This is a genomic window from Mycobacterium sp. IDUB_28 (genome assembly GCF_055419285.1).
Genome location: NZ_JBVAXK010000010.1, coordinates 192,975 through 209,679, shown reverse-complemented (window position 1 = coordinate 209,679; position 16,705 = coordinate 192,975). Strand labels below are relative to the sequence as shown.

Sequence of the window (16,705 nt, the reverse complement as noted above, 5' to 3'; positions counted from 1 at the left end):
GGAGCGCAACTCACCAAGCATTATGCTGACCTCGATTCGCGCAATTATGTTGCGGTGGATGCAATTCCGCTCGTTCCACGCAGCTGTGTGAACGGTGAAGCGATCCACATGCGCAGTGCGAGGTGCCTACAAGTACCTGGTGGGCACCTAAGCCGGCGCCGCACGCCGGGCAGTGCGAGGGCCCCACTTCTTCCCAGCCGCGATGAGTCTGCCGAAGGCGCATTCGGCTCATGCTAGCCATCGGCACTGTCAGAAAATTGGTGAGCCGCGGCCGTCGCGCTGGGCCATTGGCGGGGCTTAGCCTCGCAAGTATGCGAACTGATCGGATCGGTGATGGGTAGCCCATCAGCCCGGACCGTTGCGCTGCGTGACCAGATACTGGCCGCGCTCCGCGCGGAGAGCCCGTTGCCGATATCGACGCGTCGCGTGTGCGAGCTCCTCGGCGCGCACCGATACGACGAGACCGGCTACCGAATCTATCCGCAACTATGCGCCCTTGACCGGCTGGGCATCGTGGAGCGCCTCCGCCGCGGCGGCGACTGCCGCGACGTCTTCTGGCGTTTCCTCGGCGATCCCACGGAGGCTGATTTCAACGCTGCCGTCGACGCGGCGCAGCACCCCAAATCAGAAGCTATCGAGCTGCGACACCGGCAGCGGTCAGACGAGGTGACCGAGGCGACGTTAGCAACTCTCGACCGCTATATCACGGCGTTCGATGTGGCGCAAAGACGGTTCGCCGTCGCGGCGCCATCAGGCGACGCCGACGCCGAAACTGGCGCAGCCTACGAACTAGCCGCCTTCGCAAGGCAATTCGTAGACGTGTGGACAAACTGGCCTTCAGGAGAATTGGTGAGCCCCGGGCGTCGCAGTAAACCATCACAAGGGCTTATCCACGAAAGTATGCGACAGCAGCCCGCTTCCGATGTCCACGCCTGGGCGCGTAGCGCTGCGGTCGGATCTCCCTTGGCACGAATGATTCTCGTGGTGTTAGCCGACGCAGCGAAGGACGACCGCACTGCGTGTATCTCCCTTCGCGCCCTGGTCGATCAGTCTGGGGCCGCGCGGAGCACGGTGTTGCGTGCTCTCAACGATTTAGAGGAGCGGGGGTTGCTGAGCCGGCGATCGCAATTCGACGCTGACGGGGCTCGCCTGCCCAGTCGATATCACCTCAATTGCGCCCCTGCGCAACGCCTTCGAGGTCCGGCCACAGCGGCTCGGTCAGCCCGCGGCGTTCCTTCCCGGCGGGCGCGGGCCTGCGGTGTCGCCGCGGAGCGCCGGTGGGAGGCGCTGCCGCCGCTGCTTCCGGTTGCCGATGCGGCACCGTTGTTGGGAATCAGTCCTCACACTGTGTATCGGTTGATCGCCCGCGATGAGCTGCCGTTTCGCCGGGTCGGGCCGCGCCGGGTCTATATCGACACGGCGCGCCTGCGTGACCTGCTCGACCCGTTGCCACGCTGATCGTCGACGCCTGCACGTAAGCCGCGTCAAGGTTTTCCATTCGCAAAGCACAGCGTGGACCGTGCGCGCGAATGCGGTGACGGTGACGTTTTTGCCTTCTGGCCTTCGATTATGGCCGGCGCTTCGCTTCGCGCAAGGCCACGGCCTGCGCTGCGCTACGGGCACAAGGCTCGCAAAGTCTCTCGCGCTGCTCGCAGGCTCGCACCTTCGACACTTTGCGCCCGGACCTTGCACTCTCGCGGCCCTGGTGCCGGCCCAAATCTTGGCTGCCAGAAGGCAAAAAAAGCGGGCGGCCCGCAAGGGGCGCTGTCAACCGAGAAAGGTTCCACCCATGACCGACACCATCACCACCGAGGCCGAGCAGAACTCCGGTGAGCACCCCGCGCTGGGTGTCATCGAGCACATCGACCCGCACAGCCTGGTCCTGGACTCCAACGTCCGCGACGAGGCCACCCTCGGCGCGCAGTTCGTGGCTAGCATCAAAGAGCATGGCGTGCTCACGCCGATTGCCGCCGTGCGCGATCGCGACGGCCAGCTGCGGGTGCGTTCCGGGCAGCGCCGCACTCTGGCAGCACGCGAAGCCGGACTGGCGAGCGTGCCGGTCTATGTCCGTACCGCAACCGCCGGTGAGGACGACAAAGCCCAACTCGTGGAACGGGTGTCGGAGCAGATCGTGGAGAACGACCAGCGCGCGCAGCTCACCGAGCTGCAGCGCACCCGTGGCATCCAGCAGATGATCGACGCCGGGGTGTCGATCACCAGGGTTGCCAAGAAGTTGTCAGTAGGCAAGGACACCGTGAAGGCAGCGGCGGCGGCGGCGAAGTCGCAGGCGGCGATGCAGGGGTTGGCCGAGGGGCAGCTGAGCTTGAGCGAGGCGGCGGCGCTCACCGAGTTCGAGGACTTGCCCGGTGCGATCAACCGGCTGATGCAGGTGGCGGGCACGCGCAGTTTTGAGCACGTCGTGGCCCAACTGCGCCAGGAACGCGCCACCGCCGAGGCCGAAGCCCACGCCGCCCAAGCCTACGTGGAGCGGGGGTTCACCTGGCTACAGCAGCGCCCGGAGGCCTCAGATCCTGGCTGCATCGCCTTGCATCACCTGCGCACCGCAGACGGTGCCGAGGCCGACGAGCAGGCGGTGACTGACCCGGCCCAGTGGGCGGTGCTGCTGTACGAAACCGAGATCGTGGTTGATGCCGAGACCGGCGAGGCCGTCGATGAGGACGACGTGGATTGGGACACCCAGGACCAGCCCGAGGCCACCCCCGCCGAGGGATTGCGCCACGCCGACACCGTCACCGATGCGACCGGATACGTCCTGCAGTACTTCTGCCTGGACTTCCGCGCCGCTGGTCTGACGCCGGAGCCGTGGTTCGTCCGCCGCGCCGGGCTGGCCGAGGACACCGGCACCGGTGAGTCCACCGTCGATCTCGACGCCGAAGGGTTGCAGGCCCAACGTGAGCGGGCCGAAGCCGAGCGGGCCGAGGCCGACAAGCGGGAACGCCGCAAGGTGTTGGCGCTGAACAAGCTCGGTGATGCCGCGATGGGCGTGCGCCGCGATTTCCTGACCAAGCTATTGGCGCGCAAGACCCCACCCAAGGGTGCGGCGATCTTCGTCGCCACCTGCCTGGCGGGCGACCCGTACCTGCTGACTCATCACAACGCGGTGGAGACGACCGCCGAGCTGCTCGGCATCGAGCGCGCCGCCGTGGCCAAGCAGGCCAGCGAGCTCGGTGCAGGCGGTGACAATCGTGCTCAGGTGATCACGTTGGCTCTGGTGTTGGGAGCGCTGGAATCAGCGACCCCCAAGGACGCCTGGCGCGGCGCCGCACACGGCTACGGCGCTCGTGTCGGCAGCGCGGTCTACCTGCGGTGGCTGGCCTCTAACGACTATCCGCTGGCAGCGGTCGAGGAAATCATCACCGGCACAACCGATGCCGAGACCGTCTACAGCGAGTATCTGTCCGACGCCGGGAAGCAGTAACTTCGGCGGCTGGTGGGGGTCAGGGCTTCGGCGCTGGCCCCCACTCCCATCTGACCGGCCCAACCCCGTTGTGCAACAAGCACACTGCATGTTGCCTTCTGGCTTGTCGATCGTGACCGGCCGGATCGGCTGCACGCAAGGCACCGGCCTGCGCGTTGCTCCGGGCCCTGGCGGGCTCGCGAACTTTTCCCCGAGCCGCTCGCCCACACAACGGGCTCCCTGGAAAAACTTTCACGCCCGGGCCTTGCGCTCCGCCGCCCGTAACCCGGTCTAGATCGTGCTGCCAGAAGGGCAAAAAGAATAGATGTCGCAGACGGACGGGAATCAAATGAGTGTTCAGGAAGGGGAACGCATCAGCGAATAAATTACGACAATCAATCTTGGTTACTGGATGCGCGGAATCCGTCAGAGAATGTATTTCTTCGCCGGGTCACTCCGCGCGAGAATCAGGGCGACGCTGCCGCGCTGCACGCTGGCCCAGACAGGAGACCCGGCCCAAGCGAAATGTGCTGTCGAACAACTGGACTACCTGCATCGAGCCTGTGGTGAAGTGGAGTGATTCCGGCGTCTGATACGCAAAGAGAATCCGTGACAAAAGATCAACAAATTTGTTTCTCACCGATGTAGCGCCAGCCTAATTGGCGCAGTAATATTGAATTATCAACAACCCATCCCGCATTTATTTCAGGGGCTACCAATGTCTACTCTCACCGTCTACACCAAACCCGCATGTGTGCAATGCACCGCCACATTCCGCGCCCTCGATAAAGCAGGCGTGCACTACCAGACAATCGACATCACCACCGACGCCGAGGCCCGCGACTATGTGATGGCGCTGGGCTACCTGCAAGCACCCGTGGTGGTCGCCGAGGACACGCACTGGGGGGGCTTCCGCCCCGACCGCATCAAAGCGCTGGCCGCCTAGGCCGCCTTCCATCGAAAGGACGACTGCCATGCCTACTTTTGCCGCCCTGGACCACGACCTGCACGACATCGGTGAACTTGACCATCTCGAACGCATCGGTGAAACCCGCGCTCAACTGCTGGCCCACATCGCGGCCGGCATCGAAGCCCTGCAAAGCGCCGCCGACACCCTGGATCGGTTGTGCAGCAACATCGTTTACGACGCCGACTTCATCGACGGCCGTGACGGCCGCGACGTCGCCGCGTTCCTGGACGAAACCATCCGCAACGCTCGCGCCACCTACGCCGTTGTGCACGCCGTCATCGACAACGGGGTCCCGCGATGAGCTCCGCACACCACACCTGGCGACCGCGTGATGCATTCGAGCACGTCCACCAGGCGTTCGAGGCTGCCGGTCACCTCATCCGCCCCCGGGGGACCGATGCCTTCATGGCAAGTTGCCCGCTACACACCGACTACAGCCCGTCGCTGTCAGTCACCTGGCGGCCCACCGGGCGCGGCGACCAGGGGGGCGCGGTCCTGATGCACTGCTTTAGCTGCCAGGCCAGCATTGCCGACCTCGCCGCAGCCCTCGGCTTGCGGGTGGCCGAGCTGTTCGACGCCCCCGCACCGGCTCCCACCAATCACCCCACCAGGCACCGTCGCAGCGCCGCAGCGCGGCCCGCGCTCGTCTCAGGTCCACTGCCTGCGCGGATCACCCGAACCGCCGACCCTTCCGATCACCAGTGGACAACGGTGCGCGTCTACACCTACACCACCGACCGCGGACTGCCCCACCAGCAAGTGCTGCGCCAAGAATGCGGATGCAACGGCAACCGGCACAAACGATTTCAGCAACGCTACCGCGACGGCCGCCGCTGGGTGTACCGCAAACCCGAAGGATTCACCCCCGTGCTCTACCGCAGTAGCGCAATCGGCACCGCCGCCACCACCGACGAGTGGATCTGGATCACCGAAGGCGAAAAAGACGCCGACACCCTCACCCGCGCAGGCCGTCTGGCCACCACCAACGCCCAAGGAGCCGCCCACTTCACCGACGATCTGCTCGCGCACTTCGACGGGCTCAAGGTGGTCATCGCCGCCGACCGGGATCTGGCCGGCTACCGGCGCGCCCTGGACCTGCACACCCGGCTGCGCCGACGCGCCGCGCAGGTTGTCATCGTGCTCGCAGCGCTGCAGACCGACAAATCCGACATCACCGATCACCTCGCCGCCGGCCTGTGGCAACCGGGCGAACCCTTCGGCGGGCTCACCGTGGTCAGCCTCGACGAACTGCACGCCCTGGCCCTGGCCGCCACCGCCGCCACGGCCGCCGACCAATGCGCGACCGCGCTAGCCGAAGCACGCGCCACCGTCACCCAAGCGCACACCCACCGCCGGTGGCTGGCCGAAGCCGCCCGCCAACTGCGCGCCGTACACCACCAACACCAGCAGCTGACCAAGATCGTGCGCCACAAACGTTCAGCAACCGCCGAGACGGCCCTGCGCACCGTCACCGCACTGCGCACCCGCGCCGCCGCCGACTACCGCCGCAGCGCCACCGCCGAGCCCCGCCTGCAGGAGTCCGCATGAACACCGGAATCGACACCCTCATCACCGCACAAGTCGCCACCGCCATCACCGCGGCCGCAGGCCGCACCGGCGGCCCGGCCGCCCACACCGCCCGCGCCTGGATCGACGGTCTGGGCGCGCGCGCCCAACTGCGCTCCGAACGACACCTCCGCCCACACCGCCCCCACTCCTCGAGGTAGGAACCCATGCACATCACCCGCCGAACCCGTGCCGCCGCGACCGCCCTGTCTCTTGCTCTTGCGGTCATCGCCGTGGCCGGATCAGCACCGGCCCGAGCCGACATACCCACGGTCAGCCCCGGTGACCGCATCGAATACCTCAGTGCCGCCGCCGATGTCACCATGTTCTGCACCATCGGCTACGTCTACACCGGCAGCGACCTGCACACCTACGCCGTCACCGCCGGACACTGCCGAGGCAAGACCGCGGGCTACGCCCGCGCCACCCGCACCGGATTGACCGGAGACTTCACCCGCGCCATCGTCGAACCGCCCTACCAGGGCGGCCCCGACTACGGCCTGATCGACTTCGGTATCCGATCACTGCCGCTGGCCTACATCGGCGACACCCCCACCACCAACCGTCACCCCCAACCCGAAAAAGGCCAGCAAGTCTGCCGCACCGGAGTCTCCAGCGGCCAACACTGCGGAGCCATCACCGGATACGCCGGCAAAAACCAATACCTCACCACCGGCATGCCGGCCAGCATCCCAGGCGACTCCGGCGGCCCCGTCTGGCTCACCACCGCAACCGGATCCGCCGAAATTATCGGCATCTGGCTCGGCGAAAAAACCACCACCAACGGCCAAGAACACGGCCGCTTCGCCTCCCTGGCCGACGGCCTGCAACTGCTGAACTGATCCGAGGAATCGACCCTTGCCACCCTCTGTGTTCCCGCCCGCCGATGGCGATGGCGACGTGGGCATTCCCACCACGCGACACCGTCGTGTCGGGGTCGAGTTCATCACCGTAGATAGCGAGATCCTGGCATTACGGCGCTGTTCATGCCGGGTGCAGTTCCTCGGAGCGAGGTGCCCCGATGCGGGAACGCCCTACCTGTACCGCCCGCCAACAGCCACCTGAGGACAGGCGCGCCACAACTTAGTACGGCAACTCGCACACTGCGACGTCGCAACGCCGTTGGTGGGCTGGCCACTCACCGGTCATTACCCACGCCGCCAGCGCAACCGGCACCGGACCCGGTGAATCCACCATCAACCGCCACAACGCCGTCTCGATCACGCCACCAGATTACTGCGACAATGACATTCACCGCCACGCGTTTTCAACCACAACGGAAAGGGCCCGGATCGTCCATCGATAGTGCTGTCTCGATGTAGCCGACGAAAGAGGCAGGCGTCCAGGCCTCGCTCAAACCAATTGTCGCTTCGTTGAAGACCGCACCGATTGACCCTCCTTCGGCAAGGTAAAGCGGGGTGATCTTCGTCGCGGGCTCGCCGTAGCCAGCAGGGGCAGCCGGGTTGTAGTCGACGCGCAGCGCGACGATCGGCAGAACCTTGCCGTCCGCATCGATCGCTGTAAGCCCCTGCGGTACGGAAACGATTGTCGGGGGGTAGCAACTGTCGGTGCTCATAGCTCCCATCATGACGTAGCTATACGACAGACCTCCGCACCTGCCGGGACGAGACGTGCCCTGCTCGCACGGCCAGAGCACCACCAGCTCCACCACCACCGACGCCCGACCGCGCGCTAGGTGAGGGTGAACTCCATGTCCTCGCCGTTGACAGTCACCGCCAGACGAGCGTTCTCGACACCTGCTGCGCGCATGTAATCCGCCAGGGTCGACAACAGCCAGTCCTGCTGGCCCTCAATCTTTGACACCGAGCCTTGGCTGATCCCCAACCGTGCGGCCAGGTCGGTCTGTGTCAACGCGGCAGCTTTGCGGATGGCCGCGAGATTGACGGCGTACTGGCGGTCCATCTCGCGCATCCCCTCGCGGATCGCGGCCACCCGCGCCGGGTCGGCGCGCATGTTCTGCAGGCGTTGATTACTCCTGTCCCTAGCCATCTCGTTGCACCTCTCGTTCCCATTGGGCGATCGCGGCGTCTGCGCGAGCACAGCACTGCGAAATCCGTAGCCTCTCACCAACTTTTACCTGTCAGCGGGCAGCAAGTATGACCGGTGAGGGCCCTGTCGCTGTCAACCCACACCTGGCGGGCTCGCCCGTTCTACGCTCCCGCCGCCCTGACGGGCGGGCTCCCGCTGCGCCCGTGCGGCACCGGCGGCATAGCCGCCTCCTGCTGATCCGCCGGCCTCTGCGGGGTTGACACCGCCACCCCACCGGTCCCCCCAAGCCCGCGCCACCAGGCGCAGATCACCACTACCGCAAAGGAATCCTGACCATGAACACCATCGAGCACACCATCGACCCGTGGACCAGCACCGACCACGACCCGCACCAGCCGCCCGCTGCCGGCAGCGACGCCGATGCCGAAAACCTCTACGCCGACTGGGATCTGGAAATCGAACACTACCGCGCCCAACTCGTCACCAGCCTCAACACCGCCCTGAGCGCACTCACCGGAGCCCACGCAGCGGTCAGCGCCCTGCTCAGTGACCAGGTCTACGACGTCGAGTTCAGCGAAGGTACGAGCGGCGAGGACGTGGCCGCGTTCATCACCGAAAGCCTGCGGCTCACCCGCGCCGCCTACGCCCTGACCCAACACGTCACCGACCGGTCCTGACCCGGCCACACTCCGAAAGGACCAATCATGAGCGAGTTCTGGGAACAATGGGCCGCCACGGCCGCCGCACCGATCCAGTGCCTCAAACGCCGCGCCACGGTGGCCTTCCGCGAAGAACGCCACCTCGGCCTGGTCATTCGGCGCCGCTGGATCACCTTCCCCGATGAAATCAACGGCGCCCCAGTCATCGTCGAGATGCCCGAGAACGCACCGACCAAAACGTGCGACCAGGGCCGCCACGATCAGTGCGGGCATCGCCTCGGCGGCCCGCACGAAGGCGGCATTTTGCTCAAGCTGTCCCTGCCCGGTTTCTGCTGGCGCTGTGGCTGCCCCTGCCACAACGACCCGCACCGCGCCGGGCGCCTGTTCTAACACCCTGGGCCCGGCCAACCCCCCACCACACCGAGGGTTGGCCGGGTCCCCCTTTTTTCTTCCGGCTCACAACCCCGCCGGCTGCCAGCCGACTGCGCTGGTGCCCGCCCGTGGCGCCGCGTAATCCGTAGCCGCTCAACTTTATTGCCGTCAGCAAGGGGGCACAGCGTAATCGGCCGGGGGCCCGAGCGCTCAACCCACGCCCGGCGTCGGCGCCGGCGGCGGAAGACATTTTCGGCCCTACCAAGCTCGCTGCCGCTCGCGGGCCGAAAATCCGCCGGCCCCGACCACCGGACTCTTCGGGGTTGACCGCCCACCCTCACCCGATTGACGCCCACCCCTAGCGCTGACCGGCGCAGCCAATCACCACAGGAGAACGGAGAACACCCATGACCACCTCGTCCAAGCCCAACAACCTCACCCCAGCCGCGACCATCACCCACAGCATCGTCACCATCAAAGGCCAACAGCACGCCGAGGTCTCCGCCCACCACGCGCGCACCCCGGACGCCCGAATCTCTCTGACGTGTGCTGGTATTCACATGATCTTCTACAGCTGCCATGCCGTGCAGGGGCTGCTCGAGGCCTTCACCGCCGCCCGCACACAGATGCTGGGCATTCCCCACCACATTCCGACACTGCGGCGCGACCCGCACGAGATCGAGGCCCGTGTGGCGCTCAGCGTCGAGTGGACGCGCCGACCCACCTACGCCGCCGTCACCCAATCCGCGCTCAACCGGATAAAGACCGCGAACGTCAACTGGATCGACCTCTACACCGGCCCACTGACCTGGCAGCTTCGCGACCAGGCCGGACTGCTGTCCATGATCGAACTGCTGCGCCGCACACATCAGACCGCGATCGCGATCTTCGCCGACGGCCGGCAATACGACGCAGACCCCACCAGCTGCGACTACCGGATCGCCTAACCGCGCAGGTCGGCCTGGCCAGCCCCCCGCCACACGCAGGGCTGGCCAGGCCCCCCCATTTTTCTTCCGGCTCACAACCCCGCCGGCTGCCGCCCGACTGCGCTGCTGCCCGCCCGTGGCGCCGCGTAATCCGTAGCCGCTCAACCTAATTGCCGCCAGCTTGGGGGCACAGCGTAATCGGCCGGGGGCCCGAGCGGTCAACCCACGCCCGGCGTCGGCGCCGGCGGCGGAAGACATTTTCGGCCCTACCCAGCTCGCTGCCGCTCGCGGGCCGAAAATCCGCCGGCCCCACCACCGGACTCTCCGGGGTTGACCGCCCACCCCCACCCGATTGACGCCCACCCCCAGCGCCGACCGGCGCAGCCAATCACCTTCACCGAACGGAGAACACCATGGAAAACTTCAACGCACTGCGCACCCCCGCCGACATCGTCGCCGCCGCACCAGGCCTGCTCGGATTCGTTCCCACTAATAGCATCGTGGTCTACCTGCTCGCCCAGCACCCCACCACCGGTCTTGGCGTACGCTGCGCGGCCCGCTTCGATATCACCAACAGCACCGAGCAAGCCACCAACTTCCCCGCCACCTGCAACCTGCGCGCCGGGAACTTCGCCGCCGCGATCATCCTCGCGATCTGCGACCAACCCCACGACATCCACGCCCGCCACCTGCTCGAGGCCACCCGAGAGTCCCTGCGCACCATCAACATCGAGGTGTTGCGCTGCCTGCATACCCGCGACGTCACCGAGACCGGCCAGTGGCTCGACATCGACACCGGCCAGTACGGACCCACCTACCCCTACACCGACGCTGTGCTCACCGCCCAACTCGTCCACAGCGGCCACACCATCCGCGCCCACCGCAGCGACATCGAGGACGAATTCAGCCCGCTGCCCCCTGCACCCCTGGCCCAGATCGGCAACCACGCCCGCCTCGTCGAGGCCACCGTCGGGGAGATCACTGCCGCCCTGGCCGGCGGGCCCATCACCAACCCCACCTTGGCCACCCGCGCGGGCATCCTGATCACCGCACACCCCGCCCTGCGCGACGCGATGATCGGGCTGGCCATCGACACCCCCGAGTACGCCGCGGAGCTGTGGACCCACATCGCCCGCCGACTGCGCGGAGCACCCCGCGCCGAAGCCCTCACCGTCGCGGCGGCCTGCCTGTGCCTGATCGGGGACACCGTGCGCGCCGGCATCGCCCTCGACGCCGCGTTCGACGAAGCCCACTCCAGCCACACACCCGAGCCGCGGCTGGCCGGTCTGCTCTCGGCCGCGCTGCGTGCCGGGCTCTCACCGGAAAAGATCAGCCAAGCGCTCATCGCCGCTACCGAACCCCGCACTCCCGACACCGACTGACCACCACCCAGCCTGGACCGGCCAGCTCCCCCCGCACGGGGTTGGCCGGTCCCTTTTTTGTACCGGCCCGGAAGCAGGCTGGCTGCTGCGCGCAGTGGCGGTCACGCCCGCCGGTGGCGTCGCGTAATCCGTAGCCGCTCACCTTTCTTGCCGTCAGCAAGGGGGCGCAGCCTAATCGGCCGGGGGCCCGAGCGGTCAACCCACGCCCGGTGGCGGCGCCGGCGGCGGAGGACATTTCCGGCCCTACCAAGCTCGCTGCCGCTCGCGGGCCGTAAATCCGCCGGCGCCACCACCGGACTCTTCGGGGTTGACAGCCCACCCTCGACCGATTGACCGCACCCCTAGCGCTGACCGGCGCAGCCAATCACGTTGAGCGAACGGAGAACACAACCATGGAGACCTCAGAATTCGAACACGCCTTCAACCTGTGCGACGAGGCCGCGGGCCGCATCGCCGAGCAAGCCTACGGAATCACCCACATCGCCGCCCACAACCACGGTGACATCGCGTTGACCACCGTGCACGAACGCACCCCCGCCGGTGGCCACCGCTTAATCCTGCTGGCCACCGACGACCACGGCCAACTCGCCGCCGTCGAAGCCACCGCACCGGACCTGCACACACCCCCGGTGACCCGGATCCTCAAAGTCCGCGCCGGCGACCTCACCTTCCACGCCCTGCCCAAAAACAAGTGGGCCTGGTCCGCGGCCGCCGCCGGCCACACCTACCGCCTGGCCGCCGCCACCGGCGACGAACTCGACGACGCCGACGACCCGCTGTGGACCACCACCATCGACGACCACCGCCCGACCGACCACGACGCCCTCGACGACGCCATCGACACCCTGGTCGACCACCACCGCCGCCGCGCCGCCTAAAGCGTACCCACCGACGACCTCACAGCCCGGCCCGGCCACTACTCGGCGGGCCGGGTTTCCCGTACCCCAACCCCTTCAAGGAGATCTCTCATGCCCGACATCGACTACGGACTGGCCCTGGAATTCATCGACCCCGCCGACAACATCGCCCGCCAGCTCCGGTTCCAACTCAACTGGGCACCCCCCGGCGACCCGCGGCTGTTCGACGGGACCGGCCAACTCGTCGCCGTCATCGACGACACCCGCCGCCCCGACCACGGCCGCACCCAAGCACTCACCCGCCCCCGCGTCGCACACGCCGACGTCGACGCCGCCCTGCACGGTTGGCAAACCTGGGCATCATCAACGACACCATCGCCGACCTCACCGCCATCCGGCGTGCCCTGGCCGCCGCAGGCCTGACCTGAACCCGATCTACCCGCGGGCCCGGCCAGCACCCTTCACACCGGGGGTCGGCCGGGCCCCTTTTTTCTTCCGGCCCACCACCGGCCAGCAGCCGTAGGAAACCCCTGTCGCTGCCGCCCGTGGCGTCGCGTAATCCGTAGCTACTCACCTTCTTTGCCTGTCAGCAGGGCGCCAATGGTAACCGGGTGGGGGCCCGTCCGCTCAACCCACGCCCACGGTCGGCATCGCCGTCCCGAGTGACCGTTTTCGGCCCTATGCCAGCCCGCCCCGTGTCGCTGCGCGCCGGGCGGGCGCGGGCCGAAAACCCGGCGAGCACCCGCCGCGGACTCGTCGGGGTTGACCGTCCACCCCCACCCGCTTGCAAGCACCCCTGCGCCGACCGGCGCACCACAACACCGTTTCCCGAAAGGAACACCTCTCATGGCACACGAACTCGACATCACCGGCGGCATCGCCTCCTTCGCCAACTCCCGCAGCGACCACTGGCACCGGCTGGGCCAGACCGTCGGCCACACCATGACCGCACGCGAAGCCCTCGACGCCGCCCACCTGGCCGGCTGGAACGTCCGCAAGATGGCCTTGCAGGTGCCCCAGGCCCCCGTCATCGACGTACACGGCGTCACCGCACCCGAACCCCTGGCGGTGCCCGATTTCTACGCCACCGTGCGCACCAACCCCATCAACGGGCGCCTGGACATCCTCGGCGTCGTGGGCAGCAAGTACGAGCCCGTCCAAAACGAGGCGTCGTGCGATCTGCTCGACGCCCTCGTCGACGAAAGCGGGGCGCACTTCGAGACCGCCGGCGCGTTGCGCGGCGGACGGGAAACCTTCGTCACCATGAAGCTGCCCGAAACGATCGTGTTCGACGGCCGCGACGGCACCAAAGACCGCACCGAGCTCTATCTGGCAGCGCTCAATTCCCACGACGGGTCCTCGAAGTTCACCTTCCTCATCACCCCGATCCGCATCGTGTGCGCCAACACCCAATCGGCCGCATTGCGGGATGCCAAAGCCAGCTGGGGAATCCGGCACACCGGAGGGGCCAGGGCGGCCATCTTGGAGGCCCGCAACGCACTCAAACTGACCTGGCGCTACACCCAGGCGTTCGAGGCCGAAGCCGCTGCGCTGTATGCCCGCGCGATGGACACCGATCAGGTCCGCGACTTCGCCCACCAACTGTTCGAGGTCGACGCCGCGACCAGCACCGCCACCCGCCGGCACCGCCGCGAACGGGCGGGCGGCATCGTGAAGCTGTGGACGTCCTCGCCGACCCTCACCCCGATCGCCGGAACCCGGTGGGCGGCCTACAACGCCGTCACCGAATACCTCGACCATCACGTCCCGGTCCGAGGTGCCCGCACCAGCAGTGACGCGGCCACCGCCCGCGCGCTGCGCAACATCGCCAGCGCGGCCAGCACCAGTTCGCTCAAAGCCCAAGCTTTCCGGATGCTGCAGACGCTCTAACCCGACCCGCCCCGGGCCCGGCCAGCTCCCCACACACCGGGGTTGGCCGGGCCCCCCTTTTTTCTTCCGGCCTCACCGCCCGCGCCTGACGGCGCGCGGGCGGCCGCCTCAGCGGCGGCCACCTCCGTAGCCACTCACCTTGATTTGCCGGTCGACGGGGCGCACACGCTAACCGGGCGGGGGCCCGAGCTGTCCACCCACGCCCGGTGCTGGCGCCGGCGGCGGAGGACATTTGCCGCCCTACCAGCTCGCTGACGCTCGCGGGCGACAAATCCGCCGGCCCCACCGCCGGACTCTTCGGGGTTGACAGCCCACCCTCACCCGCTTGTCCACACCCCGTGCCGACCGGCACACCAACCTTCCACGAAAGGACTTTCCCATGACTACTCTGCGGACCACTGTCTACCTCAACAACGCCTACGCCCGCTTCGTCGGATTCAACGAGACCACCGCGCAACTGCGCATGGCCGAAAGCTTCGACCTCGAGCTCGCCGAGCACCTGCACGGCCAGGCGCTCATCGAGGCCGCCCGCGAGATCGTGTTCGAACAGCTCAACATCGACAAGCCCGAACACATCTGGGCGCTGCGCTACCGCTTGGCCGGGCACCGCAGTTTGTCCGTCGGCGACGTCGTCGTTACCGGCGAAACCGCCTGGGCCGTCGAACCCGTCGGATGGAACCCTGTCTCCGCCGCCGCCCTGTCCGCCGGCATCGTCCGCTGACCCCCCGACACCAAAAGGAGCCGAACTCATGGGCGAGTACTTCACCCCGATCTTTCTCAATACCGCCGGACACATCGTCTGCGCCCTGGACCCCGCCGACTACGGTTCGGGCCTCAAGCTGGCCGGGCACAGCCGCGCGGACGCCCCGCTCATGGCTGCGGTGCTGACGCTGCTGGCTCTCGACGGCGGTCTGCGCCTGGTCTGGGCCGGTGACTGCGCCGACCCCGACCCCGGCCACCAGGCCGCTCTGTACTTCCTTGTCGAGGACCGCCATTTCGTGCGGTTCGACGGACTCGTGGCCGACGGCGTAGCACCGAACAGACCGCTGGGCCAGGCGGCCGCGTCGGCCGCCGTGGGTTATCTGTGCAACCTCGACACGCGCGAATACCTCGCTCACACCGATCTCCCCGCCGACCACACCGGGTGGCGGCGCACACCGCTGCCTTCGCTGACCGTGGAATCCGAACGCACCACACCTGATTCGCAGAACTTCGGGGCCTGGGCGCGCGACCGCCTCGACTACCGCCGCCAGCACCCCGGTCCCGGCTGGGCCCCGCGCCACTAGGCTCTGAGGGTGGGTGCCCGATCGACTCCCCGCCGAAATGGTCGGGCACCCCTCGTGGGAGGTGCTCCGACCAAACCTCACCACAGCGTCGGGTCACCCGACCCCAGCAGCGCCGCGCTCACCGCCTCGCCGTCCCACCCGTGGCGCACCGCTTCGCGTAGCGCCACCGCCCGCTCGCGGCGCGCGCGAAGCCCGTTGTCGCCCTGGCGGATCGGCACCCGCCCGCCGCCGCGGCCTGCCCGCGCCATCATCACCATGTTGTCGCGCTGGGTGCCGCCCACGATGTGCAGCAGGCCGACCTCGCCGGGCAGGCTCACCCGCACGCACGCCGGGTTGTCGCAGCCGTGCAGGGCGCGCACCCACGGTGCCAACGGTTCGCCTTCCAGTGCGGCCGCCAGCGCATATCGGTTCGGGCGCACCATGATCCGGTCCGACCCGCGGCCGACCCAGAACCTGCCGTAGCCGTCGGTTCCCACCGCGCCGGTCCAGATCGCGCAATCCTCCGCTGCGGGGCCGCGCACCACGTGCGCGGCAAAGCGCGCCAACTCCTCGGCATGCGCGACCGGATCAACGACCAGCTGTAGCGGTTGCGAACGTCCCATGACCCCACTGCTTTTCGATGCCTGCGCGCGGCCCGGTTGCCGCACCCGCACCCATCATCACCGAGTGCACCGACATCGAAGCTTCTTAGGCCGTCGCCGCTGACGGCGCCAGCGCCTTTACAGCGGCCCCGCTTCGGATGGCGGTCCCCGTCGCCCCGTTCGCCTCGATGGCACCGCCCGCGGGGTTAGCGAGCGGTTGTGCCGCCGCGTCGTCACCGGCCGGCGGCTGCGCCGCCGTTGCCGACTCGTCCGCGGCCGGCGGCGTGGCATTCTGCGCGGCAGCCTCGGCTTCCCGAATCAGTTCGCGGGCTTGCTTTTCGGAGAGCTTGGCCATCCGCGCGATCTCACGCAGGGGCTCCCCCCGGTCGCGCATCGCCGCCAGCGCCTGCCCGCACACCAGTCGCTGCGCGCCGCGGCGGCGATCGGCATCCTCGCGCAACACCTGCTGGCGCGCCTCAAGCCAGCCGTCGACGGACTCGACTCGCTCGCGGGCCGAGAAATACCGTCCCAGGTCCTCGACGTTGGCCCGGGTGCGGCGCACCACGTCGTCCTGGGCGGCGCTGGCGGCCTCGCGCGCGGCGCGGCGGGCCTGCTTGCTGATCACTGTGTTCGCCATGGATCACACGCTAAGCCCCACCAACCCCCCAGCGCCGCAACGCAAGCCAAAAATCTTTCCGACCGCACCCATCACCGGGCTTCGCACCCGATCACTCACCGCCGCCCCGAACGGCACTTAGGGTGCCCTAACTTTTCCCTACCGCCGCACA

Annotated in this window: 20 protein-coding genes; 16 read left to right on the top strand and 4 right to left on the bottom strand. The window is 67.8% G+C overall.

Annotated features, from left to right (window positions below; translation table 11 throughout):
* Positions 1–333 precede the first annotated feature (333 nt).
* From ACZYZ9_RS20990 to ACZYZ9_RS20960, 7 genes are all read left to right on the top strand, one after another.
* A complete protein-coding gene (locus ACZYZ9_RS20990) occupies positions 334–1,458 on the top strand; it encodes a helix-turn-helix domain-containing protein (RefSeq protein ID WP_463828191.1) in 1,125 nt (374 codons plus the stop codon).
* Between the two features lie 331 nt (positions 1,459–1,789).
* Entirely contained in the window at positions 1,790–3,439 is a 1,650-nt protein-coding gene (locus tag ACZYZ9_RS20985) for a ParB/RepB/Spo0J family partition protein (RefSeq protein ID WP_463828190.1), read from the top strand.
* A gap of 697 nt (positions 3,440–4,136) precedes the next feature.
* Positions 4,137–4,364: a glutaredoxin-like protein NrdH gene (gene nrdH, locus ACZYZ9_RS20980; protein ID WP_054586055.1), complete on the top strand. Its 228-nt coding sequence runs from the start codon at positions 4,137–4,139 to the stop codon at positions 4,362–4,364.
* Between the two features lie 28 nt (positions 4,365–4,392).
* Positions 4,393–4,689: a hypothetical protein gene (locus ACZYZ9_RS20975; protein ID WP_306255929.1), complete on the top strand. Its 297-nt coding sequence runs from the start codon at positions 4,393–4,395 to the stop codon at positions 4,687–4,689.
* On the top strand, positions 4,686–5,936 hold the full coding sequence (locus ACZYZ9_RS20970) for a hypothetical protein (protein WP_463828189.1): 1,251 nt from the start codon (positions 4,686–4,688) through the stop codon (positions 5,934–5,936). Before ACZYZ9_RS20975 ends, ACZYZ9_RS20970 begins: the two co-directional genes overlap by 4 nt.
* The gene (locus ACZYZ9_RS20965; protein WP_463828188.1) at positions 5,933–6,115 is read left to right on the top strand and encodes an amidohydrolase; all 183 of its coding nucleotides are present in this window, start codon (positions 5,933–5,935) and stop codon (positions 6,113–6,115) included. The genes ACZYZ9_RS20970 and ACZYZ9_RS20965 overlap by 4 nt, the downstream gene beginning before the upstream one ends.
* A gap of 6 nt (positions 6,116–6,121) precedes the next feature.
* Positions 6,122–6,796 carry a chymotrypsin family serine protease gene (locus ACZYZ9_RS20960; protein WP_463828187.1) on the top strand — a complete coding sequence of 225 codons (675 nt, stop codon included), beginning with the start codon at positions 6,122–6,124 and terminating at the stop codon, positions 6,794–6,796.
* Between the two features lie 425 nt (positions 6,797–7,221).
* Here the strand turns inward: ACZYZ9_RS20960 and ACZYZ9_RS20955 are convergent, their stop codons facing one another.
* Together ACZYZ9_RS20955 and ACZYZ9_RS20950 are read right to left on the bottom strand one after the other, a co-directional pair.
* Entirely contained in the window at positions 7,222–7,530 is a 309-nt protein-coding gene (locus tag ACZYZ9_RS20955; RefSeq protein WP_463828186.1) for a hypothetical protein, read from the bottom strand.
* A gap of 116 nt (positions 7,531–7,646) precedes the next feature.
* Positions 7,647–7,964, bottom strand: a complete 318-nt coding sequence (locus ACZYZ9_RS20950; RefSeq protein WP_463828185.1) for a helix-turn-helix domain-containing protein — start codon at positions 7,962–7,964, stop codon at positions 7,647–7,649.
* A 335-nt stretch (positions 7,965–8,299) separates the two neighbouring features.
* Here ACZYZ9_RS20950 and ACZYZ9_RS20945 point away from each other — a divergent pair, with 335 nt between their 5' ends.
* From ACZYZ9_RS20945 to ACZYZ9_RS20905, 9 genes are all read left to right on the top strand, one after another.
* Positions 8,300–8,641, top strand: a complete 342-nt coding sequence (locus ACZYZ9_RS20945; protein ID WP_463828184.1) for a hypothetical protein — start codon at positions 8,300–8,302, stop codon at positions 8,639–8,641.
* Between the two features lie 27 nt (positions 8,642–8,668).
* On the top strand, positions 8,669–9,013 hold the full coding sequence (locus ACZYZ9_RS20940; protein ID WP_463828183.1) for a hypothetical protein: 345 nt from the start codon (positions 8,669–8,671) through the stop codon (positions 9,011–9,013).
* 389 nt (positions 9,014–9,402) lie between these two features.
* Positions 9,403–9,942 carry a hypothetical protein gene (locus ACZYZ9_RS20935; RefSeq protein ID WP_463828182.1) on the top strand — a complete coding sequence of 180 codons (540 nt, stop codon included), beginning with the start codon at positions 9,403–9,405 and terminating at the stop codon, positions 9,940–9,942.
* A gap of 392 nt (positions 9,943–10,334) precedes the next feature.
* On the top strand, positions 10,335–11,303 hold the full coding sequence (locus ACZYZ9_RS20930; protein WP_463828181.1) for a DUF4192 domain-containing protein: 969 nt from the start codon (positions 10,335–10,337) through the stop codon (positions 11,301–11,303).
* A 392-nt stretch (positions 11,304–11,695) separates the two neighbouring features.
* Positions 11,696–12,181 (top strand): hypothetical protein, encoded by a 486-nt coding sequence (locus ACZYZ9_RS20925; protein ID WP_463828180.1) that lies wholly within the window; start codon positions 11,696–11,698, stop codon positions 12,179–12,181.
* 90 nt (positions 12,182–12,271) lie between these two features.
* Complete coding sequence (locus tag ACZYZ9_RS20920) at positions 12,272–12,583, top strand: hypothetical protein (protein WP_463828179.1); 312 nt, start codon at positions 12,272–12,274, stop codon at positions 12,581–12,583.
* A gap of 423 nt (positions 12,584–13,006) precedes the next feature.
* Positions 13,007–14,050, top strand: a complete 1,044-nt coding sequence (locus ACZYZ9_RS20915; protein WP_463828178.1) for a DUF932 domain-containing protein — start codon at positions 13,007–13,009, stop codon at positions 14,048–14,050.
* Positions 14,051–14,429: 379 nt separating this feature from the next.
* A complete protein-coding gene (locus ACZYZ9_RS20910) occupies positions 14,430–14,771 on the top strand; it encodes a hypothetical protein (protein ID WP_463828177.1) in 342 nt (113 codons plus the stop codon).
* Between the two features lie 28 nt (positions 14,772–14,799).
* The gene (locus ACZYZ9_RS20905) at positions 14,800–15,336 is read left to right on the top strand and encodes a hypothetical protein (protein WP_463828176.1); all 537 of its coding nucleotides are present in this window, start codon (positions 14,800–14,802) and stop codon (positions 15,334–15,336) included.
* A gap of 77 nt (positions 15,337–15,413) precedes the next feature.
* On the opposite strand, the gene ACZYZ9_RS20900 is transcribed toward ACZYZ9_RS20905, so the two are convergent.
* Together ACZYZ9_RS20900 and ACZYZ9_RS20895 are read right to left on the bottom strand one after the other, a co-directional pair.
* A complete protein-coding gene (locus tag ACZYZ9_RS20900; RefSeq protein WP_463828175.1) occupies positions 15,414–15,938 on the bottom strand; it encodes a hypothetical protein in 525 nt (174 codons plus the stop codon).
* Between the two features lie 85 nt (positions 15,939–16,023).
* Complete coding sequence (locus tag ACZYZ9_RS20895) at positions 16,024–16,554, bottom strand: hypothetical protein (RefSeq protein ID WP_463828174.1); 531 nt, start codon at positions 16,552–16,554, stop codon at positions 16,024–16,026.
* Positions 16,555–16,705: the final 151 nt, after the last annotated feature.

Bases quoted from the DNA above. Each gene is read 5' to 3' on its own strand.
- ACZYZ9_RS20990 (WP_463828191.1), top strand. From the start codon at position 334: ATGGGTAGCCCATCAGCCCGGACCGTTGCGCTGCGTGACCAGATACTG.
- ACZYZ9_RS20985 (WP_463828190.1), top strand. From the start codon at position 1,790: ATGACCGACACCATCACCACCGAGGCCGAGCAGAACTCCGGTGAGCAC.
- nrdH (WP_054586055.1), top strand. From the start codon at position 4,137: ATGTCTACTCTCACCGTCTACACCAAACCCGCATGTGTGCAATGCACC.
- ACZYZ9_RS20975 (WP_306255929.1), top strand. From the start codon at position 4,393: ATGCCTACTTTTGCCGCCCTGGACCACGACCTGCACGACATCGGTGAA.
- ACZYZ9_RS20970 (WP_463828189.1), top strand. From the start codon at position 4,686: ATGAGCTCCGCACACCACACCTGGCGACCGCGTGATGCATTCGAGCAC.
- ACZYZ9_RS20965 (WP_463828188.1), top strand. From the start codon at position 5,933: ATGAACACCGGAATCGACACCCTCATCACCGCACAAGTCGCCACCGCC.
- ACZYZ9_RS20960 (WP_463828187.1), top strand. From the start codon at position 6,122: ATGCACATCACCCGCCGAACCCGTGCCGCCGCGACCGCCCTGTCTCTT.
- ACZYZ9_RS20955 (WP_463828186.1), bottom strand. From the start codon at position 7,530: ATGAGCACCGACAGTTGCTACCCCCCGACAATCGTTTCCGTACCGCAG.
- ACZYZ9_RS20950 (WP_463828185.1), bottom strand. From the start codon at position 7,964: ATGGCTAGGGACAGGAGTAATCAACGCCTGCAGAACATGCGCGCCGAC.
- ACZYZ9_RS20945 (WP_463828184.1), top strand. From the start codon at position 8,300: ATGAACACCATCGAGCACACCATCGACCCGTGGACCAGCACCGACCAC.
- ACZYZ9_RS20940 (WP_463828183.1), top strand. From the start codon at position 8,669: ATGAGCGAGTTCTGGGAACAATGGGCCGCCACGGCCGCCGCACCGATC.
- ACZYZ9_RS20935 (WP_463828182.1), top strand. From the start codon at position 9,403: ATGACCACCTCGTCCAAGCCCAACAACCTCACCCCAGCCGCGACCATC.
- ACZYZ9_RS20930 (WP_463828181.1), top strand. From the start codon at position 10,335: ATGGAAAACTTCAACGCACTGCGCACCCCCGCCGACATCGTCGCCGCC.
- ACZYZ9_RS20925 (WP_463828180.1), top strand. From the start codon at position 11,696: ATGGAGACCTCAGAATTCGAACACGCCTTCAACCTGTGCGACGAGGCC.
- ACZYZ9_RS20920 (WP_463828179.1), top strand. From the start codon at position 12,272: ATGCCCGACATCGACTACGGACTGGCCCTGGAATTCATCGACCCCGCC.
- ACZYZ9_RS20915 (WP_463828178.1), top strand. From the start codon at position 13,007: ATGGCACACGAACTCGACATCACCGGCGGCATCGCCTCCTTCGCCAAC.
- ACZYZ9_RS20910 (WP_463828177.1), top strand. From the start codon at position 14,430: ATGACTACTCTGCGGACCACTGTCTACCTCAACAACGCCTACGCCCGC.
- ACZYZ9_RS20905 (WP_463828176.1), top strand. From the start codon at position 14,800: ATGGGCGAGTACTTCACCCCGATCTTTCTCAATACCGCCGGACACATC.
- ACZYZ9_RS20900 (WP_463828175.1), bottom strand. From the start codon at position 15,938: ATGGGACGTTCGCAACCGCTACAGCTGGTCGTTGATCCGGTCGCGCAT.
- ACZYZ9_RS20895 (WP_463828174.1), bottom strand. From the start codon at position 16,554: ATGGCGAACACAGTGATCAGCAAGCAGGCCCGCCGCGCCGCGCGCGAG.